The 25,730-nt window shown below is 64.9% G+C and carries 27 protein-coding genes; 20 read left to right on the top strand and 7 right to left on the bottom strand.

Features of this window, described 5'->3' with window-relative positions; genetic code table 11:
- Window positions 1-142: 142 nt before the first annotated feature.
- Both MAIT1_RS14250 and MAIT1_RS14245 read left to right on the top strand, forming a co-directional pair.
- A complete protein-coding gene (locus MAIT1_RS14250) occupies window positions 143-892 on the top strand; it encodes a TatD family hydrolase (RefSeq protein WP_085443988.1) in 750 nt (249 codons plus the stop codon).
- A gap of 1 nt (window position 893) precedes the next feature.
- Window positions 894-2,798, top strand: a complete 1,905-nt coding sequence (locus MAIT1_RS14245; RefSeq protein ID WP_085443987.1) for a hypothetical protein — start codon at window positions 894-896, stop codon at window positions 2,796-2,798.
- Here MAIT1_RS14245 and gluQRS read toward each other — a convergent pair.
- A complete protein-coding gene (gene gluQRS / locus MAIT1_RS14240) occupies window positions 2,737-3,570 on the bottom strand; it encodes a tRNA glutamyl-Q(34) synthetase GluQRS (protein WP_085443986.1) in 834 nt (277 codons plus the stop codon). The genes MAIT1_RS14245 and gluQRS overlap by 62 nt on opposite strands.
- On the bottom strand, window positions 3,567-4,310 hold the full coding sequence (locus tag MAIT1_RS14235; protein ID WP_085443985.1) for an RluA family pseudouridine synthase: 744 nt from the start codon (window positions 4,308-4,310) through the stop codon (window positions 3,567-3,569). The genes gluQRS and MAIT1_RS14235 overlap by 4 nt, the downstream gene beginning before the upstream one ends.
- Before the next feature lie 308 nt (window positions 4,311-4,618).
- On the opposite strand from MAIT1_RS14235, the gene MAIT1_RS14230 reads away from it, so the two are divergent.
- From MAIT1_RS14230 to MAIT1_RS14150, 17 genes are all read left to right on the top strand, one after another.
- The gene (locus tag MAIT1_RS14230) at window positions 4,619-5,857 is read left to right on the top strand and encodes a hypothetical protein (protein WP_143814860.1); all 1,239 of its coding nucleotides are present in this window, start codon (window positions 4,619-4,621) and stop codon (window positions 5,855-5,857) included.
- Window positions 5,858-5,859: 2 nt separating this feature from the next.
- Complete coding sequence (locus tag MAIT1_RS14225; protein ID WP_158089510.1) at window positions 5,860-6,492, top strand: PilN domain-containing protein; 633 nt, start codon at window positions 5,860-5,862, stop codon at window positions 6,490-6,492.
- Window positions 6,449-7,333: a hypothetical protein gene (locus MAIT1_RS14220; protein WP_085443982.1), complete on the top strand. Its 885-nt coding sequence runs from the start codon at window positions 6,449-6,451 to the stop codon at window positions 7,331-7,333. Before MAIT1_RS14225 ends, MAIT1_RS14220 begins: the two co-directional genes overlap by 44 nt.
- On the top strand, window positions 7,326-7,778 hold the full coding sequence (locus MAIT1_RS14215) for a general secretion pathway protein GspB (protein WP_158089509.1): 453 nt from the start codon (window positions 7,326-7,328) through the stop codon (window positions 7,776-7,778). The genes MAIT1_RS14220 and MAIT1_RS14215 overlap by 8 nt, the downstream gene beginning before the upstream one ends.
- Window positions 7,775-9,757 carry a type II secretion system protein GspD gene (locus tag MAIT1_RS14210; RefSeq protein ID WP_085443980.1) on the top strand — a complete coding sequence of 661 codons (1,983 nt, stop codon included), beginning with the start codon at window positions 7,775-7,777 and terminating at the stop codon, window positions 9,755-9,757. The genes MAIT1_RS14215 and MAIT1_RS14210 overlap by 4 nt, the downstream gene beginning before the upstream one ends.
- Complete coding sequence (locus MAIT1_RS14205; protein ID WP_085443979.1) at window positions 9,754-10,683, top strand: ExeA family protein; 930 nt, start codon at window positions 9,754-9,756, stop codon at window positions 10,681-10,683. The genes MAIT1_RS14210 and MAIT1_RS14205 overlap by 4 nt, the downstream gene beginning before the upstream one ends.
- Window positions 10,680-12,089, top strand: a complete 1,410-nt coding sequence (locus MAIT1_RS14200; protein ID WP_085443978.1) for a tetratricopeptide repeat protein — start codon at window positions 10,680-10,682, stop codon at window positions 12,087-12,089. The genes MAIT1_RS14205 and MAIT1_RS14200 overlap by 4 nt, the downstream gene beginning before the upstream one ends.
- A complete protein-coding gene (locus MAIT1_RS14195) occupies window positions 12,086-14,092 on the top strand; it encodes a GspE/PulE family protein (RefSeq protein WP_085443977.1) in 2,007 nt (668 codons plus the stop codon). The genes MAIT1_RS14200 and MAIT1_RS14195 overlap by 4 nt, the downstream gene beginning before the upstream one ends.
- Window positions 14,092-15,318, top strand: a complete 1,227-nt coding sequence (locus MAIT1_RS14190; RefSeq protein WP_085443976.1) for a type II secretion system F family protein — start codon at window positions 14,092-14,094, stop codon at window positions 15,316-15,318. The genes MAIT1_RS14195 and MAIT1_RS14190 overlap by 1 nt, the downstream gene beginning before the upstream one ends.
- Window positions 15,319-15,320: 2 nt before the next feature.
- A complete protein-coding gene (locus MAIT1_RS14185; protein ID WP_085443975.1) occupies window positions 15,321-15,884 on the top strand; it encodes a hypothetical protein in 564 nt (187 codons plus the stop codon).
- Window positions 15,799-16,290 carry a type II secretion system protein gene (locus MAIT1_RS14180; protein WP_085443974.1) on the top strand — a complete coding sequence of 164 codons (492 nt, stop codon included), beginning with the start codon at window positions 15,799-15,801 and terminating at the stop codon, window positions 16,288-16,290. The genes MAIT1_RS14185 and MAIT1_RS14180 overlap by 86 nt, the downstream gene beginning before the upstream one ends.
- Before the next feature lie 248 nt (window positions 16,291-16,538).
- Entirely contained in the window at window positions 16,539-16,982 is a 444-nt protein-coding gene (locus tag MAIT1_RS14175) for a pilus assembly FimT family protein (protein WP_085443973.1), read from the top strand.
- Between the two features lie 120 nt (window positions 16,983-17,102).
- The gene (locus MAIT1_RS22535; protein WP_158089508.1) at window positions 17,103-17,558 is read left to right on the top strand and encodes a prepilin-type N-terminal cleavage/methylation domain-containing protein; all 456 of its coding nucleotides are present in this window, start codon (window positions 17,103-17,105) and stop codon (window positions 17,556-17,558) included.
- On the top strand, window positions 17,555-17,995 hold the full coding sequence (locus MAIT1_RS14165; protein ID WP_085443971.1) for a type IV pilus modification PilV family protein: 441 nt from the start codon (window positions 17,555-17,557) through the stop codon (window positions 17,993-17,995). The genes MAIT1_RS22535 and MAIT1_RS14165 overlap by 4 nt, the downstream gene beginning before the upstream one ends.
- A 19-nt stretch (window positions 17,996-18,014) precedes the next feature.
- Entirely contained in the window at window positions 18,015-18,494 is a 480-nt protein-coding gene (locus MAIT1_RS14160; RefSeq protein WP_085443970.1) for a PulJ/GspJ family protein, read from the top strand.
- Window positions 18,495-18,503: 9 nt separating this feature from the next.
- Window positions 18,504-19,946 (top strand): DUF7305 domain-containing protein, encoded by a 1,443-nt coding sequence (locus MAIT1_RS21575; RefSeq protein ID WP_143814856.1) that lies wholly within the window; start codon window positions 18,504-18,506, stop codon window positions 19,944-19,946.
- A 5-nt stretch (window positions 19,947-19,951) separates the two neighbouring features.
- Window positions 19,952-20,431 (top strand): gamma-glutamylcyclotransferase family protein, encoded by a 480-nt coding sequence (locus tag MAIT1_RS14150; protein ID WP_085443969.1) that lies wholly within the window; start codon window positions 19,952-19,954, stop codon window positions 20,429-20,431.
- Window positions 20,432-20,639: 208 nt separating this feature from the next.
- On the opposite strand, the gene MAIT1_RS14145 is transcribed toward MAIT1_RS14150, so the two are convergent.
- From MAIT1_RS14145 to MAIT1_RS14125, 5 genes are all read right to left on the bottom strand, one after another.
- Window positions 20,640-21,263, bottom strand: coding sequence for a PqiC family protein (locus tag MAIT1_RS14145; protein WP_085443968.1), 624 nt, complete (start codon window positions 21,261-21,263; stop codon window positions 20,640-20,642).
- The gene (locus tag MAIT1_RS14140; protein ID WP_158089506.1) at window positions 21,263-22,936 is read right to left on the bottom strand and encodes a PqiB family protein; all 1,674 of its coding nucleotides are present in this window, start codon (window positions 22,934-22,936) and stop codon (window positions 21,263-21,265) included. The genes MAIT1_RS14145 and MAIT1_RS14140 overlap by 1 nt, the downstream gene beginning before the upstream one ends.
- A complete protein-coding gene (locus MAIT1_RS14135; protein ID WP_085443966.1) occupies window positions 22,929-23,561 on the bottom strand; it encodes a paraquat-inducible protein A in 633 nt (210 codons plus the stop codon). Before MAIT1_RS14135 ends, MAIT1_RS14140 begins: the two co-directional genes overlap by 8 nt.
- Window positions 23,558-24,238, bottom strand: a complete 681-nt coding sequence (locus MAIT1_RS14130) for a paraquat-inducible protein A (RefSeq protein WP_085443965.1) — start codon at window positions 24,236-24,238, stop codon at window positions 23,558-23,560. Before MAIT1_RS14130 ends, MAIT1_RS14135 begins: the two co-directional genes overlap by 4 nt.
- Window positions 24,239-24,343: 105 nt before the next feature.
- Window positions 24,344-25,162 (bottom strand): hypothetical protein, encoded by an 819-nt coding sequence (locus tag MAIT1_RS14125; RefSeq protein WP_085443964.1) that lies wholly within the window; start codon window positions 25,160-25,162, stop codon window positions 24,344-24,346.
- Between the two features lie 221 nt (window positions 25,163-25,383).
- Here MAIT1_RS14125 and MAIT1_RS14120 point away from each other — a divergent pair, with 221 nt between their 5' ends.
- Window positions 25,384-25,728 carry a hypothetical protein gene (locus tag MAIT1_RS14120; RefSeq protein ID WP_085443963.1) on the top strand — a complete coding sequence of 115 codons (345 nt, stop codon included), beginning with the start codon at window positions 25,384-25,386 and terminating at the stop codon, window positions 25,726-25,728.
- The last annotated feature ends 2 nt before the right edge of the window (window positions 25,729-25,730 follow it).

The following is a 25,730-nucleotide window of genomic DNA, read 5'->3' as shown; positions in this document are numbered from 1 at the left end:
CGCCCCGCTGGGGGCAGCGGCCCCCAGACCCCCGAAAATCGGGCCATAAATGTCCCGATTTTCGCCTTGGCGGCTTGGTCGCCTCATGGCAAGTTTGTGCAGTAGATCCGCACACGGCCCATAACTCAAAGACAGAACCCCCATGATCGATTGCCACGCCCATATCGCCGATGACCGCTTCGACGCCGACCGCGCCGCCGTGCTGCAACGCGCCGCCGATGCGGGCGTCACCCGCATTGTGGCGGTGTGCGAGCGCGTCGATGAGGTCGATGCGCTGCTGACCGCCTGCGATCAACACCCCATGCTGCGCCCGGCGCTGGGTCTCTACCCCGGCTATGCCGACGCCGACGCCGCGCAAACCATGATGGCGTTGATTCGCCAGCACCGTTCACGCTTGGCGGCCATTGGCGAGGTGGGCTTGGATTATCAACTGGCCAGCGCAGAGGAGCAGCGCGCGCTGCAACGGGAGATCCTCAGCGGATTCGCCGCCTTGGCGCTGGAGCTGGATCTGCCCCTAAACGTCCATTCGCGGGCGGCGGGCAAGCAGACCATCGAGCTGCTGCGGGCCTGCGGGGCGACACGGGTGCAGATGCACGCCTATTACGGACCGCACAAACCCGCCATCGCCGCTGCCCGGGAGGGGTTCCTCTTCTCCGTGCCGCCCGCCATCGCCCGCGGTGGACAGATGGCGGAGTTGGTCGGCAAACTGCCGCTGGAGTCGCTGCTGCTTGAGAGCGACAGCCCGGTGCTGGGCCCGCAGCCGGGCGAACGCAACGAGCCAGCCAACATCACCCACTCCCTGGAGGCCATTGCGCAGATCAAACAGATTGCGCTGGCCGACGCCCAAGCCGCTCTTGCCGATAACACCGCCCGCCTCTATGGAACGCTCTAATATGGCCGCGCCGCTGCTCTATGACGCCATCGCCAAACGGGGGCGCTGGCTCGGCCCAACGCTGCTCTGGCTACTGGGATTGGGGCTGGCGTGGTATACGTGGCGCAAGACCGGCAATCCGCTGATCGATGTGGGCCGCGAACTCTACATTCCCTGGCGCATGCAGTTCGGCGAATGGCCCATTCGCGACATCTTTCATGAGTACGGTCTGCTCTCCGATCTGCTCATGGCGGCGGCGTTCAAACTGTTCGGCGCAACGCTGCAAATATTTCTGCTGTTCAATCTGACCCTCATCGCCCTGTTTTGCTGGGGGCTCCACCGCTTCACTGCGCGCCTGTTCGACCCCTTCAGCGCCTTTCTGGTCACCGGCGCATTTCTGGCGCTGTTCGCCTTCAACGCGCATCTGGATGGGGCGATGTTCAACTTCGCCTCCCCCTATGCGTTGGAGGCGCCCCACGGAACCGTGCTGGCGCTTATTTTGGCCGTTCTGCTCTGGCGTATGGAGCATCAGCCAACGCCGCGCCTGGCGCTGGGCGCAGGCCTCACATTGGGGGCCGTGGCGCTGACCAAACTGGAGATCTTCGCCGCCGCCGCCTGCATGAGCGTGGGCTTTCTCCTGCTCATGGCGCTGATGGGACGCGCCCGCATCCTGTTTGGCCGTGTCGGCGCAGCCTTTGCGGTTGGCGTCGTCGCGCCGCCGCTGCTGCTATTTACGGGACTGCTCACCATCGCAACGCCCATGGAGGCGCTGCGCATGACCGGCGGCGTCTTCCTACAGGCGCTCAACATGGACGTCACCCATGTCAACCGCACCTTCGCCGAGAGCCTGTTTGGCCTGGACGCCTGGCGCGTCAATCTCCTGTTGATGGCCGGAGGGACGACGCTGTATGGCGGCCTGATCTGGTGGGCGCGACGCATCGCGCGCAAACAGCGGGACCCGGCGCGACGCGCGGGTCTGTGGCTTGTCGTTCTATGCCTGATATTGAGCGTTGGCGCGCTGTGGGATGAACTGATACTGCGCACCCTGGGCAGTGCGCTGATGCGCGCCTTGCCGCTGATCAACGCCATAGCGGCGGTGTGGCTGGGGTATCGATTGTGGCGGGAGAAGGATCTGCGCGCGCCCTGGGCCTCCGCGGCGCTGCTGCTGTTTCTGCTGGCCTGCCTGGCGGTTCCGCTCATGGGGCGCATGCTGCTGGCGGTGGGGCTGCAGATGTATGGCTTCTATCTGGCCCTGCCCGGATTTCTGCTGGCCGTACTGCTGGCGGCGGGACTCACGCCACGCCTGCCCGCCTGGAGCAACGCCGCCCCATCCTGGCATCGCGCGTTTGTGCTGGCCTTCGCCCTACCCATACTGCTGGGCCCCTTGCAGCGCTCTGTGGAGGGGTATCGACTGCGCACCGAACCGCTGGCTGAGGGCGCCAATCGCTCCTACTATTTTGCGCGCAGCCTGACGCCGGTGGCGCCCATCCTCAACCAAACCCTGCACAAAGCGCGCGCCTATACCACAACTGAGCAGACCCTGGCGGTGCTGCCCGAAGGGGTCTATCTGAATTTCCTGGCCCAGCGCTCCAACCCCACGGGATTGATCAATCTGGCCGCTGATATGCGCTTTTTTGGCGGCGAGGAGCGGGTGCTGCAGGCCTTCGCCGACAACCCGCCTGACGTCATCGTCCACGTCACGCGCAGAATGTGGCAGTACGGCAAAGCGGCGTTCGGCGTAGAGGAGAGCTTTGGCAAGCCGCTGATGACGTGGGTGCGCGCCCACTACACCCTCAGCGACCGCATCGGCGACTCGCCTTACGCCAATGAGGGGTTTGGCGTGCACATCTGGCGCTTGCGCAGCGCTACAGGCCGACCCGCCGACGAATCCCCGCCGCTGATTCTCCTGCCTCGCGCAACGCCCTAAGGGTCAACGCGCGATCGCGTTTTGCGTAACGCCGCCCCTGCTCATCCCGCAACAGTTTGTGATGGTGGTAGCGCGGCGTCGGCAACCCCAGCAGCGCTTGCAGCAGCCGATGCACATCGGTGGCGGCGAACAGATCTTCGCCGCGCACGATCAGGTCCACCCCCTGCAGGGCGTCATCCAGGGTGCAGGCCAGGTGGTAACTGGTGGGCGTCTCCTTGCGCGCCAGCACCACATCGCCAAACGCCGCCGTGTCAGCGGTCACCACGCCTGCATGCGCATCCTGCCACTGGAGCGGCTCCACGCCGCTCAACGCCGCCGCCATATCCAGCCGCCACGCATGGGGCTGTCCGGCGTCGATGCGCGCCGCGCGCTCGCTGGCGGCAAGGGTGCGACAGATTCCCGGGTAGATCGCCCCCTCCGGCCCATGAGGGGCGTCCACCGCACGGGCGATCTCGGCGGCGACCTCCTTGCGGGTGCAGAAACAGGGGTAGATCAATCCCGCGCGCCGCAGCCGCTGCAACGCCTCGGCGTAGAGATCGAGTCGCTGCGACTGCCGCCACACCGGCGCCTCCCAGCGCAATCCCAACCACGCCAGATCCTCCAAAATGGCCGCCTCGAACTCGGGACGACAGCGTCCCGGGTCGATATCCTCCAGTCGCAGCACAAAGCGTCCGCCACGCCCGGCGGAGAGATCAAAGGCCAGCAGCGCCGAATAGGCGTGGCCCAGATGCAGCAAGCCGGTGGGGCTGGGGGCAAAGCGCGAAACGCTCACGTCGCCTGCCCGCCATCCGCGTCGCTTTGCTCGAACGGCGGGTAGTCGGCGCCCGGCTCAAAGCCGCAGGCGCGCAAGGCGTCGAGCATATGCGGCGGCGGTTCGGCGACGATGGCGATGGGCGGCTTGTTGGCCGACAGCGGCAGGCGGATGGCGCGCGCCAGCAGATGCAGCGGCGCGCCGGCATGGGGATCGTCTGTTTTCGGCGCGCCATATTGCGGATCGCCCACCAGCGGACAGCCGATGTGGGCGCAGTGTACACGAATCTGATGGGTGCGGCCGGTTTTGGGCGTCAGCTCCAGCCAACTGATCCCCGCCGCTTGCCCCATCACCCGGTAGAGGGTGCGCGCGCTCTTGCCTTGGGCGGGATCCACCTCCATCCACCAGCGCTTCTGCCGCGCGCTGCTGCGCTTGGTCAGCGCCGCGTCAATCACGCCGGATGGCGTCGGCGGCGCGCCATGAACCACCGCCCAATAGCGCTTCTCCACCCGCCCTTCGCTGAACAGCTTGCCGAGTTTACGCAAAGCCTTGGGGTGCCTGCCCAGAATCAAGCAGCCGGAGGTGTCGCGGTCCAGGCGATGCGCCAGTTGCGGCTTGGCGCGCAGCCCAAAGCGCAGATCATCTAGATAACGCTCCAGATTCTCGCCGCCGCCAGGACCAGGGTGCACCGCCAATCCGGCGGGTTTGTCCAACGCCAGGATGAGTCCGTCGCGATAGAGCAGCCGTTGAGTCAGATCCATAAGAGCTCCTTTCAAAATGAGCGCATCGCGACGACCCAGTGGCGATTTCGGCGCACACAACAGCGGAGCGTATAGATATACGTGAGCAGCGAGTACGACGAAAGCGGCGCTGGGGCCAGCAGGGCGCCATGGTGAAAGGCGCTCTTAAGAGCCGTTGCATAGGAAAGGGGTTTGGTTGAGGCCAATATCGTAGTATACAATGGTCGGATTATTTTGTCCTCGGGGAGGCTGCTCCTCACGCTATTCTCTGCGGCCCAGAGCCGGAGGGTTGATTTTTGAAACTGCTTTCCGCATGGATGAAAAAAGCCGTGGACAGTCCGCTATGGGTCGGGTTGGCGGCGATGAGCGATGGACTGAGCGTGGCCGCTGTGGATCTGAGCGTGGAGCCGGCGCGCGTGGACCTGTGCGATTTTCACCCCTACGGCCAGGATGGCCGCCTCACCGCCGACGCCCTGGCGGCGCTGCGCGATCCGCGTCTGCGCAAACGCCCCGCCGTGGCGGTGCTGTCCAGCGGATCGTATCAACTGTTCCCGTTTGAAAGCCCCAAAGGGGTGCCCGATCAAGAGTTGCGCAACGCCGTGGCGCTGCTGGCCCAGGATCGGCTGGAGAGCGATCCCCTCACCACCGTGGTGGACGTGTTCGATATGCCCGACGGCCATGCGGGCGGCGACATGGTGTTTGTCGCCGCCGCGCCCCAAGAGCGCATCCTGCCGCTGATTGATCTGGCCGAAGAGGCCACCGTCAAACTCGATCGCATCGACATCGAGGATCTGGCCCTGGCCAACCTGACCCGCAATCTGCCGGAGATTGAAAACGGCGTGGCGCTGCTGCGCCTGGGGCTACGCGATGGACTGCTGATGGTGGTGGTGGGCGACGCGCTCTATCTGTCGCGCCCCATCCCCAGCGGCCTGGCCGACATCGCCGAATCCGTGGGCGGACTGGAGACCCTCAACAGCGCTGCAGAAGCCGATGAGGCCTACCGCAAAGCGCTGCTGGGTGAGGAGCCGCCCGCACACGAGCCCACAGCGCAGCCTGAGAGCGAACAGCCTGGCGAAGAGAGCCAGGAGGAGCCGCTGGAGGCGATCACCGACGCCGACTCGTTGGAGAGCTGGTCTTGGGGCGATACCCCGGCGTTGGAGACCCCGGACTTTTTCGATAGCGGCTGGGACCTGGGCGAAGAGGCCGAACAGGAGGATGCGTCGCTGGCGCTGGCGCCGCAGGATGAACCGCCGCCAGAACCCTGGACGCCGGAAGTGGAGCGCCTGCTGCGCGACTCGTCCGCCCTCGACGAAATCTGTCGCGAGGCGCAGCGCACCTTGGACTATTATGAGAGCTACTTCCGCCGTCAGGGGGTGGCCAGCCTCTACATTCTGCCGCCGTGCATGGAGATTCCCGGCCTGCGCGAAGCGGTCTCCGACCGCCTGAGCGCGCGCATCAAATGGTACGCCCCGGAAGTGTGGCTCAACCTGGCCAATGGCGAAGCGATCTCCACCCGCGCCCTGGCGCGAGGACTGCCCGCCATCGGCGCGGCGTTGGGAGCGCGCTGAGCATGGTGCAGAAGGTCAACCTCTACGCCGATCGCTTCAAACCCAAGCGCGGCCCCACCAGCGGACGCGGGATCCTCGCCATTCTGCTGGCCTGCGCTGCGCTAAGCCTGCTGAGCATTGTCGGCGAACACGCCTGGGAGAGCTGGCGCAGCGAGCAGATTGCGCAACTGGAAGCCGAGGCCGCCGCCTGGGATGGGCGCATCAAAGCGCTGGAAAAACAGTTCCCTATTCCGCAACCCGACCCGATTTTGGCGCGTCAAATCGCCCACTTGGAGCGGCGCATCACGGAACGCAAAGGGCTGCTGTCGGTGTTTGAAGGGCGCAATCTCGGCGTCAATGGCGGCTTTGCCGCGCTGTTCGACGAACTGGGGCGAGACCTGGTGGAGGGGGTGTGGCTGTCGCGCATTCGCCTCAAACAGGGCGGCGCGCGGATGAGTCTTGCCGGTCACAGCCTGCAGGCCAGCCAGATTCCCCGCTTCCTGGAGTCGCTCAGCGACAAACCCAGTTTTCAAGGTCGGCTATTTCGCATTTTCAAAGTTGAAGACCAGCAGCAAGGTCGTTTTGACTTCACCCTCAGCACCCACGAGCTCGATGAAAGCGAACTGGAAAAAGCACTGGGCCAGTTGGGCCGCTAAACTGGACGCCAAGCAGCCGCGTGAACGCGCCATGATGCTGGGCGCGGGCGTGGCGGTGTTGCTGTTTGGCGCCAACGCCGCCGCTCTGGAGCCCATGGAGCGCGCCAAGGAGGCGTTTGAAACCCGCCGTCTGGCGGCCCAGGAGAAGATCAATCTGCAACGCGCGGTGGCCAGCGGCATTCGCTCGCGCGCCAAACTCGACCCGGACCTGGCCAACCGCAAGCGCCTGGAGCAGATGCAGGCGGAGATTGTGCGCATCGACAAGCGCATGGCGGCGCTGGAGGCCACCCCCGTGACCCCGCGCTTGATGCGCGAAGCGCTGCAGAAACTGATCAACCGCATGGACAATCTGCAACTGATCCACCTGGAGGCGCTGCCTTCGGAGACCATTTTCTTCACCCCGCCGCCCAAGCCCGAGGCGCAGCTCGCCAACGGCAAACCCGCCGCCAAGCCTGGGAAAACAGCCACCGCGACCTCAGCGAACCCGACGCCGCAGTCGGCGCAACAGGCCCTGACCGGGGCGCTGAATCCCGATGGAACACCCAAGAGTCTGGGCGGTTTGCTTACCGCCACCATGCAGGCCACCGGCATGGCCATGGGCGCCGATGGCGCCGCACAGGCGCAGGAGCAGCAGAAAGCCAGCGGCGTGTTTCGTCATGGGGTGAAGATCGAGTTCCAGGGCTCCTATGCCGATACGCGAGAATTTCTGCGCCGTATTGAGGCGCTGCCTTGGACCCTGTTCTGGGACGAGCTAGACTATAAGGTCGATCAGTTTCCCGGCGCGCGCATTGTCATGGTGGTCTATGCAATTAGCCGGGAACAGGAGTTTTTGGGTGCTTAACCTCTCACATGTCGGCCATGCGCTGTGGATGAGCGTGGTGGGATTGACGCTTTTAAGCCCCCGGCCCAGCTGGGCGCTTGATGGCGACCCCACGCGCCCACCCCACAATCCTCAGGTCATGCAGCAGGAGCAGAGCGCCGAAGAGGAGGCCGCCGCCGCTGCGCAACTGGCCGAAGAGGCCGCCTTTGCCGTGGCCGCGATGCAGGCCAAGCAGGCGCTGCGCATCGACACCGTGCGCATTGGCCCGGCTCAGCGCAGCGCCGTGATCAACGGACGCGATGTGGCCGAGGGGCAGATGCTGGGGGACTGGCGCGTGGCCGCCATCGACGAGGGCGCGGTGACGCTGAGTTGGAAAGGGCGCGAATTTCGTCTCACCCAGGACGAGGGGCGCTTTGCCGCCATGAAACAGGGGCGCATCCTCCGCCCGGCGGGAGGTCCGCCGTGAGCCCGTCGCGTCGCCTCCTGAGCGTGAGTCTCTGCGCATTGCTGACCGCCTGCGCCATGGAGACGCCGCGCATCAAGCCAGACACCGCGCCCTTAAAAGCGGTCACCCAGCATCTGGATAGCGCGCTGGGGCGGAAAAACGCCCGCGACCACGCCCAAGCCGCCGCCGAGGCGCCGCCGGAAGCGGTGTTGTACGATCTGCTGCCGCCCGCGCCCACCCCGCCGCTCATCGACAGCGAGCCCCGCTTTGAGTTGAGCGTGGAGGATGCGCCGGTGCGTCAGGTGTTGCGCGCCCTGGTGGCGGGCACCCAGTATGGGCTGGTGCTGCACCCCGACGTGGAGGGGAGCATCAGCCTCACCCTGCGCAAAGTGACCGTGGCCGAAGGGGTGGAGACCATCTGCCGCACCCTGGAGCTGGACTGTACGCAAACCGCGCAAGGGTTTGAAGTGCGCCCGCGGGAGTTGATCTCGCGCACCTATCACATCGGCTTTCCCAATATCCGCCGCAGCGGCGCCTCCACCACCAACGTCACCATCGGCAGCGGTTTTTCCACCAGCAGCAGCAGCGGCGACACCGGAACCACCACCAGCAGCGACAAGACCGGCTCCAATCTGGTGACGGAGTCCGGCTCCGACTTCTGGCAGGAGTTGGCCTTCACCCTGTGCAATCTGATGGGACTGGAGGCGCAATCCTCGCGCAACGAAGCGTTCGACAGCGACCGCATCCTGGCCTGCCGCCCCAGCAACAGCCTGATTCAGTCGGTGCAGGATAGAAAGCGCCGCGCAGCCGAGCAGAAGCAGCAGGCCCAAACCGCCGCGCTCAACGCGGGCGGCGGCGCCAAAGGCAACGCCCAAGCCGGGCAGATCCTCGGCGCGCTCACCGACACCCTGCAAGGACTGCAGAGCGGCAATGCGCAGAGCAAAGAGCCCAACAACTCCAGCCAATCCAGCAAGCAAGAGCTGGGCTCCGATCAACTCTTCAATGAACGCAGCCTCACCTTTATGCCCCAAAGCGGCAAGTTGGTGGCCCGTGGCTACCGGCAGGATCTGACGCAGCTGGAATCCTTCTTGGATGAGATCAAAAGCAGCCTGACGCGCCAGGTGATCCTGGAGGCCAAAGTGGTGGAGGTGGAACTCTCCGAAGGGTTCCAAAGCGGCATCAACTGGTCGACCATGAGCCGCTTCACCTCCGGCGGCATCAACGCCGCGCAGACCGGCGGCGGCGACTACATCTCGGTGGACAACCCCTCCACGCAGCTCTACACCGGCGAGTACTTCACCAGCAATGTGACGGGCATCCCCAGCACCTACTACACCGGCTACGGCGGCGCCTTCACCCTGGCCGCTGCGTTCACCGATTTTGGCGCCTTCCTGGAGTTTCTGCGCAGCCAGGGCGAGGTCTCGGTGCTCTCCAACCCCCGCATCGCCACGCTCAACAATCAGAAGGCGGTGATCAAAGTGGGCTCCGACGAGTACTACATCACCGGCGTGGATATCGAGACCGACGCCAATGGCAACGACCGCTACTCCTATGAGGTCTCGCCGTTCTTCTCCGGCGTGTCGCTGGATGTCTCGCCGCAAATCAACGATGACGACACGGTGATGCTGCACATCCACCCCACCGTCACCGAGGTCACCAACAAGCGCACCTCGCTCAACTCCGGCTATCTGGACCTGGCCTCCAGCGCCTCGCGGGAGAGCGACACCATGGTGTGGGCGCGCAACGGCGAGATCGTGGTGATCGGCGGCTTGATGCAGGCGTCAGAGGAGAAATCCGATGATGGCGCGCCCGGCTTGAGCGAGATTCCCCTGTTGGGCAATCTGTTCAAACATCAGAGCGTGAAGAAGAGCAAGAGCGAACTGGTGATCCTGGTGCGCCCCACCATCATCGATCCCAAAGGGCTCAACTGGCGCCGCGACATTCAGCAAACCCGCGACCGTATTCAGAGCTTCAGCGCGCCTCCCAAGAGGTCGCCATGAGCGCGCCCTACCTCAACCATTTTCATCTGACCGCCTCCCCCTTTAGCTTGACCCCCGACACCGACTTCTGTTTTCTGGATTCGGGGTTTCATGAGGCGCTGTCGATGCTGGCTGTGGCCATCAACAACGGCGAAGGCTTCGTCATGGTCACCGGCGAGCCGGGCGCGGGCAAAACCCTGCTGTGCCGCGCGCTGCTCAATCGCTTGGATGCGTTCCACGCCTCCCTCTATCTGCCCAACCCCATGGTCTCCCCCGAGGAGCTGTATAAATCCGTGGCCGAAGAGTTGGGGGTGGAAGCGCCGCAGGAGGGCATCCCCTCGCTGCTGGGACGCATCAACCGTCGTCTGATCCAACTGCGCGCCGAAGGGCGCCAGGTGCTGCTGTTCATGGACGAGGCGCAAACCCTGCCCGATGAGAGCCTGGAGGCGCTGCGACTGCTGACCAATCTGGAAACCGAGAAAGAGAAGACCCTGCAAGTGCTGCTGTTCGGCCAACCGGAACTGGCGCAGAAGGTGGCCCAATTCGATAAGCGCCAGTTGGCGCAACGCATCATGTTCGCCCACGCGCTGCGTCCCATCGCCCGCGCCGAAGTGGGCGCCTATGTGGCTCACCGCGTGCGCATCGCCGGACGCAACGGGGCGGATCTGTTTACCCCGGGCGCCATCAGCCGCATCGCCGCCATCAGCGAGGGCAATCCACGGGTGATCAACGTGTTGTGTCATAAAGCGATGATGGTGGCCTATGGCCGCGGCGCCGCGCGCGTGGATGTGCGCTGCGTGGCCCGCGCCGAAGCCGACTCGCGCCACCTGCCGCAGGTGCGCCACTGGCGCAGCCAGCAGCGCAAGCGCTGGTTCGCCACCCTGCTGACGCTGATGGGCTGCGGCTCGGCGGCGGCGCTGTGGTATCTGAAAGGCGTGGCCGGATGAGCCTGATCAATGACATGCTGCGCGATCTGGAGCGCCGACGGCGCGAAAGCAGCGGCGTGGACACCCCCGCCATCGCGCCGTTGGAGGCGCCGCGCGACGGCGGCCAGACATTCCGCGGCGCGCTGTTCCGCTGGTCGCTGGCGCTCACCCCCACCACCCGCATTCTGGCCGGGGTGATTATCGGCCTGAGTCTGGGCGCGGGCTTGACGCTGGCGTTCTCGCCCTACTTCAAGGCGCTGCTGGCGCTACAGCAGGTTGCGCCATCCAACAGCGCGCCCACCGCCAACGCCACAGCGCCTGCGCCGCAGCAGGTGACCTCCATTCATGTGGGCGCCGCGCCACAGGCGCAAACGCCCGCAAGCGCGCCGACAACGCGCGCCGAGCCGACAATCGCGCCACAGGCCTCGCCAGCGCTGATCACCGCCATGGATGCGTCGCCAGCTTCGCGCCAGAGCAGCGACACGCCGCCCCAGCGCCGTATGCAGGATGAAGCGGCGACGCCCCACAATCCGCCGCGCGGACCGCGCCCGGCCGCTCACGATGGAGCGGCGCGCGCAGCCGGGCGCAGCCCCGCCCTGACGGGTTTGGACCCAGGCGCGGCGGTCCCTGCGCAGATGGCGCAAATGCTGCCCGAGCCCCTACAGCGCATGCTCGCCACCCTGCAACCGGGAAGCGGTGCGCCCGCCGGACGCGAAGCCCTCTCCGGCCAGAGCGGCGGCGCCAAACCCCAACCCGGCGCCCAAGAGCCGCCCATGGCGCTGGATGAGGTCGCCATCAAACTGCCAGAGAAGCCGTTTCACATCGCCCTGAGCAGCGACGCCCCGGCGCTGGATGAGGTGGCGCAGGCGCAACTGGCCATCGCCTCGGGCCGAGTGGAGGCCGCCGAAGCCCGGCTGCGCAAACTGCACGCCGCCTACCCCAAACTGGAGGCGCCGCTGGTGGCGCTGGCCGACCTGCTGCTGCGTCAGGAGCGCTGGGCCGAACTGCGCCAGTTGATGGAGAGCGACACCGACATGGCCGAGTCCAGTCCGCCGCTCATCTTCGCCTACGCCCGCGCCCTCTGGGCTACGGGACAAACCTCCCGCGCCACGCTGCTGTTGGCGGGCTCCGAACGCATCAATCCAAGCGAGCACCCCAACCACTACAGCTTACTCGCGGCGATCTACCAACGCACCGGGCGCCCCATGCGCGCAGCGCGCCTCTACCGCACGCTGCTCAGCAGTCACCCGCCGGAGGGGCGCTGGTGGCTGGGTTTGGCTCTGGCTGAAGAGAAGCGCGGCGCCCAAGCCGCCGCCCGTAAAGCCTATGCGGCGCTGCTCTCCATGCCCAACCCCACCGTAGGCGGCGGCGCGCTGCAGTACGCCCAGCGTCGGCTGGCCGCCCTGGATCAGCAAGACCCGCCATGAGCGCCCCCGCCACCACGCCCGCCACCACCACCGCAGCGCAGCCGCGCAGCCGTCTGGGCGATCAGTTGCTGCAATCGGGACTGGTGACGCAGACGCAACTGCGCCAGGCGCTGGAGTTGCAGAACAAGCGCGACATCAAGCTGGGCGAAGCGTTGGTGACCCTGGGCTACGTCAGCGAAGATCAAATCGAGGAGTTGCTGGGAGCGGCGCGCAACCGCTTCCGCCTGGGTGATCTGCTGGTGGCGCAGAAGCTGATCAAGCCCGAGCAGTTGCAGGAGGCGCTGGTCGAGCAGAAGAAGAGCGGCGAGGTGCTGGGACGCATCGTGGTGCGCCTGGGCTTCATCACCGAACCGGAGCTGCTGCGCTTCCTCTCCAAGCGACTCAACGTCCCCTATGTGGATCTGCGCGCCCTGGCGGTGGATGAGAGCATCGCCCGCAAACTCCCCGAAGAGAACGCCCGCCGCTTCCGCGCCATGCCCCTGGCGCTGCGCAAGGATGGCGTGGTGGTGGGCATGGCCGACCCCTCCGACCTGTTCGCGCTGGACGAGATCGGTCGCATTCTGCGCGGTAACGTGCTGCCCGCCATCGTCAGCGAGATGGCCCTCATCGCCGCCCTCGACAAGCTCTACCGCAAAACCGAATCGCTGCAGAATCTGGCCGAAGAGCTGGGTCAGGAGGTGTCGCGCAGCCGCTTTGACCTGCAGGCGCTGGTGCAGTCCGAAGAGCTGGTCGACGCGCCGGTGGTGAAGATTCTGCAATCGCTGTTTCAGAACGCCGTGGAGACCAGCGCCTCGGACATCCACATCGAGCCCGACGAGGAGATGCTGCGCATCCGCCAGCGCATCGACGGCATGCTGCATGAACAGGTGATCCGCGAAAATCACATCGCCCCGGCGCTGATCTCCAAGCTCAAGTTGATGGCGGGGCTGGAGATCTCGGAGAAACGCCGCCCCCAGGATGGTCGTTTCAACATGACCGTGGGCGGGCGCAGCATCGACGTGCGCGTCTCCACCCTGCCCATCACCCATGGCGAATCGGTGGTGATGCGGGTGCTGGACCAATCCATGGGCATGCTCAAACTGGAGCAGACCGGCCTGGATGAACTGGTGCTGGCGCGCTTTCGCAGCCTGATTCAGTCACCCCACGGCATCGTACTGGTGACCGGTCCCACCGGCAGCGGCAAAACCACCACCTTGTATGCGGCGCTCAATCAGCTCAATCAGCCCGAACGCAAGATCATCACCGCCGAAGACCCGGTGGAGTATCGCCTCAAACGGGTCAATCAGGTGCAGATCAACGCCCAGATCGGCCTCACCTTCGCCGCCGTGCTGCGCTCCATTCTGCGCCAGGATCCCGATGTGGTGCTGGTGGGCGAGATGCGCGACAAGGAGACCTCGGAGATCGCCATTCGCGCCGCGCTGACCGGCCACCTGGTGCTCTCCACCCTGCACACCAACGACGCCGTGGGCGCGGCGGTGCGTCTGGTGGAGATGGGCACGCCGGGCTACCTGGTGGCCTCCTCGGTGCGCGGCGTGCTGGCGCAGCGTCTGATCCGCCGCATCTGCTCGGCCTGCGCCCACCCGGCGCAACCGGAGGAGTCGGAGCTGAACTGGGTCAAGGCGGTGCGCCGCGGCGGTCTGCCCAAACAGCCGCAATGGCGCGTGGGCCAGGGCTGCGACAACTGCCACCACACCGGCTATCAGGGGCGGCTGGCGGTGGCCGAGCTATTGGAGATCAAGGGCGCCTTCGCCGAGGCGCTGCGCAAAGAGGATTTTGAACGCTGCCTGCAGGTGGCCGATAACGATCCCGACTACCGCCCCCTGCATCTGTCGGCGCTAGCGTTGGCCGAGCAGGGAGTGACCACGCTGGCCGAAGCGATCCGCCTGCACAGCGCGGCGCTGGATGCGCAGGTGAGCGACGACGCCGATGAGGAGGAGCACCCCTCGCCGGAGGCGACGCCGCCGGAAGAGTCGGCGTCCGATTCCGATAGCGGAGACGGCTGATGCCGCTATTCCAGTATCAGGGGCGCAACCGCGACGGCGCGCCGGTGTCGGGCACCTTCAACGCCATCAATGAGAGCGTGGCGGTGCAGAGCCTGCGCGAACGCGGCGTCATCCCCACCAAGCTCACGCCGCAAACCATGGGCGCCAGCGCCAGCGGCGGCGGTTTGGGGGAGATACTGGGCGGCGGCTGGCCCACCACCGAGGATATCCTGCTGTTCACCCGCCAGCTGCAATCCCTGGCGCGGGCGGGCATCCCCATTCTGCGCGCCATTCACGGGCTGCGCGAGAGCGCCAGCAACAAGCGCCTGGCCGACGCCCTGGGCGACATCACGCAAGAGCTGGAGTCGGGCCAGAGCCTGCAGGCGGCCATGGCGCAGCATCCGCGCATCTTCCCCGAGATCTACATCAAGATGGTGACCATCGGCGAGGAGACCGGCAACCTGGAGGGCGCATTCGGACAGATCTTCCACTATATGGAGACCGAGCGCGAGACCGCCAAGAAGATCAAAAGCGCGCTGCGCTATCCGGCGTTTGTGCTCACCTTCAAGGCGGTGGCGCTGGTGATCATCAATCTGTTCGTTATTCCCGCATTTGAGGAGTTCTTCAAAAAATCGGGCATGGAGCTGCCCATCACCACCCGCATTCTGCTGGCCTCGTCGCGCTTCGTGCAGGACTTCTGGCCGCTGCTGCTGTTGGGAACCGCAGGGAGCATCGGCGGCGTCATCTACTTCCTGCGCACCCCCAAAGGGCGCCTGTGGTGGGACAAGACCAAGCTGCGCCTGCCGCTGGTGGGGGCCATCATCAATCGCGCCACCATCTCCCGCTTTGCGCGCTCCTTCGCCATGGGCATCCGCTCCGGGCTGCCCCTGCAGGAGACCCTCAAGTCCGTGGCCGGCGCGGTGGACAACGCCTATGTGGGCGAGCGCATCCACGAGATGCGCCGCGGCATCGAACGCGGCGAATCGGTGCCCCAGGCGGCGTTCAACACCGGCCTGTTCACCCCTTTGGTCATGCAGATGATTGCAGTGGGCGATGAGACCGGCCAGATGGACGAAATGATGACTGAGGTGTCGGAGTACTACGAACGTGAGGTAGAGTATGACATCAAGGCGCTCAGTTCGGCCATCGAACCGATCATGCTGCTGTTCATCGGCATGCTGGTGACCCTGCTGGCGCTGGGCATCTTCGTGCCGATGTGGGATATGGGCCAGGGAGCGAAGCATTAAGCATGTCGCTAACGCAATCACTCTTGGCGATCCTTTTTGTCCTGTGCGCCATCGCCGCGGGATCGGGGGCCTTTTTCCTCTTTTTCGGCCCCCGTCGACACACGCTGCTGACAGCCTCCCCGCGCGAGGCGCTCAGTTGGCTGTTCACTCCCATCTACATTGAACGCACCGTCTATCGCCACCATCGCGCCTTTGGCGCGCTGATGCTGCTGGGCGGGCTGTTTATCATCTGGCGTCTGCCCCCCGCCATTCGTCAAGTCGACGCCTTCCCCATGCTGTGGCAGACCATCGTCTGGCGCACCGGGTTTCTGTTTCTCTTCTCCGTGGCGTGCGCCAGCGCCTGTTTGGGGGTGGTGGTGTTCGCCCGCCCCTCAACACTCAAACGTCTGGAGCAGTGGCTCAATGAGCCAGTCTCCCTGGCGCCGGTAAAGTCCACTTTGGCGCGTATGCGTCGCGATCTCCACGGCGCCATTCAGCGTCATGTGCGCTTGGCGGGGTTCATCATGTTGGTGGGCGGCCTCGGCGCCTGTCTCCTGCTCTATCGGTGGGTGTTCCATGTCTATTGATCTCTCTCCATGCGCGCGACGCCAAGCAGGCATGACCCTGTTTGAGCTGATCATGGTGATCGCCATCATCGCCATTCTCGCGTCCGTGGCGGTCCCTAAATTTCTTGACACCACCAGCGAAGCGGTGGAGGCGCGCGTGAATAACCACTACCACGCCATCGTCGCCGCCGCACAGATCGCCTATCAGGCCCATCGCGCCGCGCAGTTGAGCGCATCAGGCTCCGGCGACGCCACGTTCATCAAGAACTGCCAATCGCTGGAGATCTATCTGCAGGGCGGCATGCCTGATGAAGTCAAATGCAACGGCAAAAACCTCACCTTTGAGGATGGCCGCAAGGCAAAAATCACCCAGGAGGAGAGTGTGAGCAACGCCGCGACCATCAGCACGCTCAGCACGCCGGAGTAGGGATTCCCCGCCCCGACGCGATTTTTACTGCTGTCCGCCTTGGCATACGGTATAATGATTGCGGGTGGCGCCGTATGTGCTTCGTGTTCACTGTGAATCTCCGTGCGCGGATGTTCCGAACTCGACCATGCGCGTCACTCCACTCTGGAGTCGCTCTGCGCCAACCACAGGCTGCGGCCTGTGTTGGTCCGACAGCGCGCCTCCACTCCATCACCCTCGGGCCGCGGCCCGAAACCAGGAGAAGAACCATGTTGAAATTCATCCGCAGTAAAATCGACCTCAAGAGCAACAAACAGACCCGTGAAGGCGGCTTCACCATGATGGAATTGATCATGGTGATCGTGATCCTCGGCATCCTCGCCGCGGTGGCCGCGCCCAAGTTCCTGGACGTCTCCGGCGACGCCAAGACCGCCAGCTCCAAGAACATCTATGGCGCGCTGAAATCCACCGCCAACATCGCCTTCGCCAAGCACCGCGCGGCCAGCCTGAGCGCCTCCGGCACCACCGCCGGCGACGACCAGTACATCACCGACTGCGACTCCATGGTGGCCTATCTGGAAGGCGGCGCGTGGCCCGACAACACCACCTGCACCGGCGGCACTATCACTCTGCCGGACGCCGAAACCACGTCCATCACGGCGGAGACCGGCACCTCGGCGGCTTCTTTGAGCACCATCACGGCGTATCAGTAAGCCACGCCTGATCGGCTAGCAGCTTGACTCCTCGGGGCGGGCCTCGCGCCCGCCCCGACCGCCTCACTGACCGCATGCGCCCCGCGTGTGCGCTCGCTGGCGATGAAAGGCGCTCGAACGGTGCGTGATCGCAGACTCCTCCGCCGGGCCGCCAGTCGCCGCATGGCTGGTTTCACCCTGATGGAATCCATCGTGGTGATCGCCATCCTCGGCATCCTGGCCGCCACCATTTCCACCAAATACCTCGCCACTGACGATACCGGCGGGCAAGGACCCTCGCGCTTAACGCGCGACATTCGCAAGACCCAGGCGCGATCCATGACCTTTGGCGGCCTGTGCCATATCAAACAGCTCACCACCGACAGCTATCAGATGCAGTGCGACAGCGGCTCCAACGCCGACGCGGTGACGCTCACTGGCTACTCCATCAGCAGTTTTGATCTGCGCTACAACTCCATCGGCGAGCCCACGCTCACCGGCGCCAACCCCATCACCGTCACCAAAGATGATTCCGGCGTCGTCACCGAAATCAGCATCAATATGGTCACCGGCTACCCAATGGAGAGCACACCATGAGCGCGCACTGTCATCCGCGCGCCCGCTGCGCCGCGCAACAGGGCTTCACCCTGATTGAGACCATCATCACCATGGTGACGCTGGCCATCGTGCTCACCGGGCTGTTCGTGGTGCACGACAATGTGATGAAGGACCTCAACCTGCCCAAGGAGCAGCTGCAAACCCAGTTCCTGGCGGAAGAGAAGCTGGAGCAGATCAACCATGACCGGGGCAGCAGCAGCGCCGACTTCGATGCGTGGGTCGCCGCCGCCAACTACCCCGATGAGACGCCCATGACGGCGCCGTTTGCGCAATTCAATCGCAGCGTGACCCTGACCGACGACACCGACGGCTTCTGCGGCGGCGCCGCCACCGACGGCAAGCTGGCCACGGTGAGCGTCAGCAACGCCGCCACAGGCTCCGTGATCACCGCGCTCAGTTTGCGCTTCTGCCGCTGACGCCAAACCGGGGAAAACGATGAACCCGCGACGGAATTTCAGAGTCTTAGGTTTTACCCTGATGGAGATGGTCATCGCCATCGCCATCCTGGGTTTGGTGGGCGTGGCGGTGGCGCCGCTATTCAATACTTTAGCACGTGGTTATATGCTGTCCGAACAGATGGATAACGCCCTGCGCGAAGGCTACATTGCGATGCAGCGCATCTCGTTGGAGCTGCGCGACGCCGAGCGCAACCCGGCGGTGATGGACATCAGCCACGCCGATGAACTCACCATCGGCTATAATGGCAGCGTGTTTCGCTACTATCTGGACGGCAGCCAGTTGATGGTGGATCGTGACGGATCCACCGGCGTGTTGGCCGATGGGGTGGAGAATCTCCAGTTCGTCTACGACACCGCTGATCCTGCGACGGTCAGCAACATCCAGTTCAGCATGGAGATCGTCAATGGCGACGTGCGTTTCACCCTGCGCAACACCATCTACCCGCACTTTACGTAGGAGAGCGTCATGAACGCCCAACTGTCCCTTTCCTCCCGCCAACAGCGGCAACGCGGTTCCGCCATGATGGCGGCGCTGGCGGTTCTGGTCGGCGGCTCATTGGCGGGCTTGATGATGCAGATCCGCACCGACGCCAGCGACGCCAGCGTGATGCGGCATCAAGCCGCGCAGGCGCTTTACAACGCCGATGGCGCCATCGAGCGGCTGCTCAAGCAGGTGAATGACGTGCAGCTGTGTCAGGAGGCCACCTACGCCTCCGACGATGGCCTTCTGACCGCTGCGTTGACGGCGGTGGTCCCGGGCCAACCGCAACAGGGATTGCTGCTCACCGCCACCGCCTATGACGCCAACGGCGCGGCGCTGCGCACCCTCACCGAACAGGTGCGCTGCGACGCGCTGGACGATCCCGACCCCACCTGGAGCGACATCACCGTCTGTAAAGAGTTGAAAGTGACCGGCTCCAGCCAGATTCTGGCGCAATCCGATGAGGAGCAGGATGGCGAGGGCGGCGAAGGTCATGGTCATCATGGCCACCATGGGGATCACGACCGTGGGCGTCATGGACACCACGGACATGGACATGGGCATCACGGCCATGGCGGGCATGACCATTACGGCTACCGCGACCAGCTACAAGCCAGCGTGTGGGCGCTGGGCTCCGGCGCATCGGTCTCTGTGGAAGGCAATTCGCGTATCTTTGGTAATCTGGCCGTGACCGGTCCGGGCGCCGATGAGGTCAAAGTGACCGGCTCCAGCGTAATCGACGGCAACGTCACCACCACCGGCGAGATCAAAGGCAGCAAGTGGTATCAGTACATCACCGGAACCGTGCTGGAGAACCAGACCCCGGCGACCACCGATGCTGACTGCACCCCGTTTGAACCGCTGCAGATGATCGCCGATGCGCGCACACAAGCAGGCCTGCAGGATGCGAATTTGGGCAACTACGTGGCCCGCGATTGGCCTGCTCCCGCTCCCTTCACCGATCCCAACTACTTCTATATCGCCGATAAGTTTCAGGTAAAAGGGAGCGCCACCCAGGAGTTCCAGGGCCCGGGCGTCTATCATCTGCTGGTGCAAGGGGGCGAGTTCAAGCTGGAGGGCGCGGGTCGGATTAATCTGACCAACAACGCCTCTCTGCGCCTCTATCTGACCGACGAGATGAAAATCAGCGGCTCCGGACGCTTTGACAACGTCGCCAGCGCCGACCAGATCCGCGTCATCAGCGCAGGCGACAAAGTGGAGATTGAGGGCTCCAGCGATGGCGTGATGATGCGCATCTACGCCCCCAACGCCGAAGCCGAAGTCACCGGCTCACGCACTTTGGAGGGTTCGCTGTGGGCTTACAAGGCCAAGGCCACGGGCAATACGCGCATCATCGCCTCCGCCGCAGGCGGCAGTGAGACCGAATATTCACAGATGGCGCCGGAAAACTGGGGCATTGTGTTCTAAGCCCCATGCCTGAATTGTTGAACGAATCGCCCCAGCGCCCAGCGCTGCTGGCCCTGTATGGCACATTGATGCCCGGGGTGGGCGCGCTGGAGCGACTCGGCTTGGGTAACGCCCTGACGCCGTTGGGCGCGTGCGCCATCGGCGGCGCATTGTGGGATCTGGGTCCCTACCCCGGCCTGCTGCCCTCGGCGGCAGATAGCGCCTCATGCACCCGCGCCGAACTCTTCCTGGCGCAGCGCCCGGCGCAGGATCTGCCCGTTCTGGATGAGTACGAAGGCTTCCCCATCGACGCCCCCGCAGAAGGGCTGTTCGTCCGCCGCTGGACGCCCATCGACCACCCCGCCCACTCGGCAGCGTGGGTCTACTGGTTCAATCAACCGCTGGATCTGTTCCCCGACGCACGACCCATCGCCCACGGCGACTGGCGCCGCTGGTCGCAAGAGCGCAACCAGACTGGCGCGCGCATCTCATCTATAGTCGCTTGAATTCAGAATGACACACATCCAAACACTCAATATTTGCGTGACACAGGCCCGGCTGGAGTTGACTATTGGCCGCCGACAGGTCGGCGGCGGGGTCTGGGGGCCGCGCCCCCAGCGGGTGTGGCCAGAGCCTACGATTTGGATTTGATCTTGGGAGCTCGAGGGCGTAGCCCTCGATATCTTCCAGCGCCCATATGTTCACTTTTGGATGCTAGCGACTAGAGCGCGCAGGCTCAAATCCCTTAATGACCTCGGCGATATCGCGCGCAAACGCACCCAACGCCTGACTCATGGCCGCCTCCGTGGCTTGTCCGCCCCACCCCTCCACCGGCTCTTCATAACGGGTCCAGCGGGTCACCAGCTCCTTGCGTTGGGCGCCGGTGAGCAGACGCCAACGCGCCTCCAGCACCACATCGCCCGCTTCGGCGCGGTCAAAACGCAACACCCGGGCATCCAGCACCCACTGGGGTTTGCTACGACTGCCCGGCGTCGGCCGCATCACCCGCGCCGAATCCAGCAAGCGGCTCAGATTGGTCTCCAAAACCCGTGTGGTGAGCGACTCCAACGGTTCGCTCCAGCGGGTGCGGGTCACCAGCCGATGGCCATACTCGCCCACCTCCACCACCCGCTCGGGACGGTTCAAGTAGGGCGGCAGTTGCAGCGGCATCACCAGCAGCGCCACCCCCTCCTGGGAGAGTTCGCGCTGCGGCCACGGCTCCACCGCGCGCAAGGTGGCGAATCGCTCCTCCACCACCGGCTCCGGTCCCACCGTACAGCCGCCCAGCAGCAGCCCAGCCATCACCACGCCCATGCGCATACGCCAAAGTGCGCCCATCACCGTCTCTCCTGATTGCCAAACAGCAGCGATTGCGGATTACGATCCAACGTCGTCGCCAGCGAGCGCGCCGCCCGCGCCGCTTCGGACAACTGCTTGAGAGTCTCCACCAACTGGAACTGCAGCGCCGAATCGGGCGCCACCAGATCCTCCACCGTCGCCAGGGTCGCGGTCACCTGTTTGAGGGTGCCGGTGACCTCCTTGGAGGCGGCCAGAATCTCCTGCGACACCGGATCCGCCTTACCCTCAAACGCTTTGGCCACCGCCGACCAGGAGGCCAGAGTGTCGTTCAGACTCTTGGCGATCCCCTGCAGATTGGGATCGTTGACCAGCTTGTTGACGCCTTTAGCGGTCTGCAGCGCCTCCTGGCCGATTTCGGCGATGGGCAGCTGCTTGAACTGATTGAGCAGGGTGCGCACCGACTCGGTGATCTCGGCAAACTCCGACGGTAGCGTGGGCATCTCCAGATAACGACTCTGCAATCCCGAAAGCCGCACCGCCGTCTCCGGGCGCATATCCAGATCCACCAGCAACTGCCCAGTGAGCAGATTGCCGCTGATCAACTGCGCGCGCAGCCCCTGCGCCACCATCTGTTTGAGGATCAGATTGCGATCGGCGGGCAGGTGCTCACGGTCGGCCAGACGCTCAGGTTCGATCTCCAACAATACCGGAATGTGAAAGCGTCCCGACTCCTTGTCGTAATCGAGGCGGATATCCACCACCCGCCCGACGCGAATGCCGCGAAACTCCACCGGCGCGCCCACTTTCAAACCACGCACCGAGCCATCGAAATAGGCCACGGCGTGGACCTTCAGATCATACGCGCGCTCTTCGATCTGATCCCGGTTGGCGTAGAGACGAAACACGCGCTCCGCCTCCGCCGGAGCGGAGTCGTCCAGGCTGGTCTCCGGCGCGTCAAAAGCAACGCCCCCCGCCAGCAACGATTGCAGCGACTGGGTATTGACGCGCATGCCGTCGGCCCCGACCGAGACATTGATGCCGCTGACGTTCCAAAACCGGCTATTTTTCCGCACCCGGTAGTGGTGCGGCGCATTGACGTAGATGCGCACATTCACCCCGGTGCGTTGCTGATTGAGTTGGTAGTCCACCACTTGCCCCACATCCAAGCCCCGGTAGTAGACCGGCGAGCCCACCTGCAACGAACCCAGATCCGGCGTGGTGAGGGTGAAGCTGCGCCCCGGCTGATCGGGGGCGATGGCGGGCGCCTTCTCCTGTGCGGTGAAACGACGAGTCAGATCGCCCTTGCCCGGCGCCATGGCGATATAGACGCCGGAGACCAGGGTGTCCAGGCCGGAGACCTCCTTGATGGAAAGTTGCGGACGCACCACCCAGAAGCGCGCGCCGCTGGTCAGATGGCCAGCCACCTGTTTGCGCATGCGCGCGGTGACGGTGACTTGGCTCAGATCCTCCGCCAGGGTCACCTTCTCCACCACCCCCATCTGCACCTGTTTGTACTTGATGGGAGTCTTGCCCGCCACCAGCCCTTGGGCGTTCTTGAAGGTGATGAGGATCTCTGGCCCGCGCGACAGCCAGGCGTCCAAGGCCAGCCACCCCACCACCAACGCCGCCGTCAGCGGCAGAATCCACACCAGCGACAGCCCACGCTTTTTACGCGTTTGGGCTTGGGCAAGCGGCGTTTGCTCTTCAGTCATGCTTGGACTCCGATTGGGATGCGACATCCCACATCAAACGAGGATCGAAACTCTCCGCCGCCAACATGGTGAACACCACCACCGCGCCAAAGAAGATCGCCGCCGGGCCCGGCTCAATCAAGGCGATGGCGCCCAGCTCCACCAGGGCGGTGAGAATGGCGATGACAAAGATGTCCACCATGGACCAGCGACCGATGAATTCGGTCACGCGATACATCTGTGCGCGGGTGCGCAACCGCTGCGCCGAGCCGCGTTGCGTGGCGTAGAGAATCCACGACAGCGCCGCCAGTTTGAACAGCGGCACCAGAATGCTGGCGACGAATACGATCAGCGCCAGCGGCCACATGCCGTGGGCATAGAGCTTGATCACGCCGCTCATGATGGTGTCGGGTTCGCCGCGGCCCATCTGAATAACGGTCATGATGGGCAGGACGTTGGAGGGGATATAGAAGATGGCGGCGGTTATCAGCAGCGCCCAGGCGCGGGTGGTCCCGGCGACCTTGCGCGGATGCAGAGTGGCGCCACAGCGCGGACAGGGCTCTCCGCTGCGCTCCAGCGACGCGGGCAGATGGCAGTCGTGACACTGGATCACGCCCGCATCCAATGCGCGCGGCCCGATACTCATGAGGTCGCCTCCAGCGCAGCGGCGGCGGCGTCCGAGGCGGAGGCGTCCTGCAGCGCGCGCAGGGGCATGTGCGCCCACACATCGCGCGGCTCCAACGCCGCTGCCGAGGCCGCGCTCATGGCCACCAGGCCGCCAAATGCGAACAACCCCGCCTCCGGCGTCACCTGCGCCAGATCGCCCAGTTTGACCAGCGCCACCAGCAGCCCAAGCATGTAGACCTCCATCATGCTCCAACGGCTCAGAAAGCGCAGCCAACGAAACAGGCGCCCGCCCCACGGCGGCACGCGCTTCCAGCGGATCGCCAACAGCAGATAGGTCTCCCCCAGCAGCATCGCCAGCGGCGCCAGCGTGCCGGTAATCAGCACCAACACGGCGACGATCCACATCTCCTCATGGGCCATGGCCGCCACTCCGTCGACGATGGCGCCGCGACTTATGCGCCCCCCCACGTCCAGAGTCATGAACGGGGCGAACATGGCCGCCGGGAACAGCAGCAATCCCGCCAATGAGCAGGCCAGCGCCCGGCGCATCCCCTCCGGCTGCCCGCGATAGAGCGTGGCGCCGCAGCGCGGGCACAACGCCGCCGCATCCGCCGTCAGCGGCGGCAGCCGTTGCGGCAAGTCGCACTCCGGGCAGAGGATCCCGTCGGCGGGAAGCAGGGATTGGGGGTCGGACATGGCGGTTTCAGACTCGATCACAATTCAGTGAATGCACAATAAGCGAACACAAATGCGCTTTATCATACACGCCCCGCACGGCCACGCCCACCCCCTGGGCGTGGATTACCGATGTCCGTGGTGACGCCGGGATTGATTCTCCAGCAACAGGCTCCAGGGCCAGTTATTGGGCGGCTCGGCCCAACTGGTGGTGGGGAAAGGGTCGGGACTCCACTGCTTGTGACGTCGATGGGGCAGCACCCCCATGCGCGCCAATTGCCGACGGCTGGCGTAGCGAATGGAGATCACCAGCTCCGGCTCGCGGCTGGCGCGTTCAAAGCGGGTCACCTGCACCGGCGCGCGCACGGGACGGCCAAACGCCGTGCCCTGGTCGCCGCGCAGGCTTCTGCCGAGCGAACCCATGGAGGAGTCGCCGCCCAGCGTGCGCCCACGATGAGTGTCGAAAAGCTGCGTCCGCCGCTTTTCACGAAACACCGCGCAGCCGATCACGCCCAGATTGTCCTCATCGCCCAGCAGCGTGGCGTAGGCGTTGCGCCGGTCGCTAAACGTGAAGCGCGCAGCGTGGCGGCGATTGAGTCGCCAACCGGTCACGTTGGTGGTGGAGCGCGGCTCCAGCACATAGCCGCCGCTGTCATAACCCGCCTGCTGGCCATCGATCACGGAACGCCCATCCACCGACAGCGCGCACAGCAGCCGCTCATTGCCGTGATTGGTCAGGCGCAGGGTGTACTCCTCGCCGCGCTGACCAGCCACATAATGCTGGCCCCTGGCGCGATACTGGGTAAGCGCCCGCCCATTCACCATCACATCCACGCTCACCAACTCTCGCGCTGCGGCCTGGACGGCGAAAACGCCGCTGCCCAACAACGCCAAGCAGATGATGGCGGCCAGGCTCAACACACGGTGAAAATTTCGGTTGCTCATCGCTCTTCTCCTCCGCCCTGAGGACGGTTGCGGGCGCGGCGTTGGCGCCGCGTCTTACCCATTGCGTGGCGCCGTCAGAGCGAAAGTAGCGCGCGTTTCCCATTTGCGAGGCTTGGCGCCGGGACCCAGGCGCCGTAGGATGCGAGATTGAAACTCGCCGCCCCTATCCGCCACACATGGGAACAGCCCCAATCGGGGGCGCCCTTGTAGGAGAACAACCCATGCGCATGTTTTGGCGCTCCGGCGCCTTGACCGCCCTGTTGCTGCTGGCCGCGCCCGCGCCGGCCGCCGCCTTCTGCGTGTTCAACCAGACCGCCGAGAATATTCACGTGCAGGCGTTGGACGCCTCCCGCTATCAGGCCGATATCGCCCCAGGCGGCAAAGCCTGCTGCGCCGCCTCCCAATGCCGCAACGATCCCACGCCGCTTATGGCCATGTCCGGCTACACGCCGGTCAAGCCCGGCGGCCAACCCGGTTGGGATGGCGAGTGCCGCGTCAAAACCCCGCGCAATGGCTCCGCCATGGTCAGCGGCGGCGGACGCGCGCTGCGCTGTTCGCTCAAGTGACG

It is taken from the genome of Magnetofaba australis IT-1 (genome assembly GCF_002109495.1).
Lineage (GTDB): Bacteria > Pseudomonadota > Magnetococcia > Magnetococcales > Magnetococcaceae > Magnetofaba > Magnetofaba australis.
Note: the sequence above shows the minus strand (reverse complement) of the source record. Positions and strands in the feature narration are given on the sequence as shown.

What these genes read in the sequence shown, in the direction of transcription:
- MAIT1_RS14250 (WP_085443988.1), top strand. Translation starts at nt 143, where the DNA reads ATGATCGATTGCCACGCCCATATCGCCGATGACCGCTTCGACGCCGAC.
- MAIT1_RS14245 (WP_085443987.1), top strand. Translation starts at nt 894, where the DNA reads ATGGCCGCGCCGCTGCTCTATGACGCCATCGCCAAACGGGGGCGCTGG.
- MAIT1_RS14235 (WP_085443985.1), bottom strand. Translation starts at nt 4,310, where the DNA reads ATGGATCTGACTCAACGGCTGCTCTATCGCGACGGACTCATCCTGGCG.
- MAIT1_RS14225 (WP_158089510.1), top strand. Translation starts at nt 5,860, where the DNA reads ATGGTGCAGAAGGTCAACCTCTACGCCGATCGCTTCAAACCCAAGCGC.
- MAIT1_RS14220 (WP_085443982.1), top strand. Translation starts at nt 6,449, where the DNA reads ATGAAAGCGAACTGGAAAAAGCACTGGGCCAGTTGGGCCGCTAAACTG.
- MAIT1_RS14205 (WP_085443979.1), top strand. Translation starts at nt 9,754, where the DNA reads ATGAGCGCGCCCTACCTCAACCATTTTCATCTGACCGCCTCCCCCTTT.
- MAIT1_RS14200 (WP_085443978.1), top strand. Translation starts at nt 10,680, where the DNA reads ATGAGCCTGATCAATGACATGCTGCGCGATCTGGAGCGCCGACGGCGC.
- MAIT1_RS14195 (WP_085443977.1), top strand. Translation starts at nt 12,086, where the DNA reads ATGAGCGCCCCCGCCACCACGCCCGCCACCACCACCGCAGCGCAGCCG.
- MAIT1_RS14190 (WP_085443976.1), top strand. Translation starts at nt 14,092, where the DNA reads ATGCCGCTATTCCAGTATCAGGGGCGCAACCGCGACGGCGCGCCGGTG.
- MAIT1_RS14185 (WP_085443975.1), top strand. Translation starts at nt 15,321, where the DNA reads ATGTCGCTAACGCAATCACTCTTGGCGATCCTTTTTGTCCTGTGCGCC.
- MAIT1_RS14180 (WP_085443974.1), top strand. Translation starts at nt 15,799, where the DNA reads ATGTGCGCTTGGCGGGGTTCATCATGTTGGTGGGCGGCCTCGGCGCCT.
- MAIT1_RS14175 (WP_085443973.1), top strand. Translation starts at nt 16,539, where the DNA reads ATGTTGAAATTCATCCGCAGTAAAATCGACCTCAAGAGCAACAAACAG.
- MAIT1_RS14165 (WP_085443971.1), top strand. Translation starts at nt 17,555, where the DNA reads ATGAGCGCGCACTGTCATCCGCGCGCCCGCTGCGCCGCGCAACAGGGC.
- MAIT1_RS14160 (WP_085443970.1), top strand. Translation starts at nt 18,015, where the DNA reads ATGAACCCGCGACGGAATTTCAGAGTCTTAGGTTTTACCCTGATGGAG.
- MAIT1_RS21575 (WP_143814856.1), top strand. Translation starts at nt 18,504, where the DNA reads ATGAACGCCCAACTGTCCCTTTCCTCCCGCCAACAGCGGCAACGCGGT.
- MAIT1_RS14150 (WP_085443969.1), top strand. Translation starts at nt 19,952, where the DNA reads ATGCCTGAATTGTTGAACGAATCGCCCCAGCGCCCAGCGCTGCTGGCC.
- MAIT1_RS14145 (WP_085443968.1), bottom strand. Translation starts at nt 21,263, where the DNA reads ATGGGCGCACTTTGGCGTATGCGCATGGGCGTGGTGATGGCTGGGCTG.
- MAIT1_RS14140 (WP_158089506.1), bottom strand. Translation starts at nt 22,936, where the DNA reads ATGACTGAAGAGCAAACGCCGCTTGCCCAAGCCCAAACGCGTAAAAAG.
- MAIT1_RS14135 (WP_085443966.1), bottom strand. Translation starts at nt 23,561, where the DNA reads ATGAGTATCGGGCCGCGCGCATTGGATGCGGGCGTGATCCAGTGTCAC.
- MAIT1_RS14130 (WP_085443965.1), bottom strand. Translation starts at nt 24,238, where the DNA reads ATGTCCGACCCCCAATCCCTGCTTCCCGCCGACGGGATCCTCTGCCCG.
- MAIT1_RS14125 (WP_085443964.1), bottom strand. Translation starts at nt 25,162, where the DNA reads ATGAGCAACCGAAATTTTCACCGTGTGTTGAGCCTGGCCGCCATCATC.
- MAIT1_RS14120 (WP_085443963.1), top strand. Translation starts at nt 25,384, where the DNA reads ATGCGCATGTTTTGGCGCTCCGGCGCCTTGACCGCCCTGTTGCTGCTG.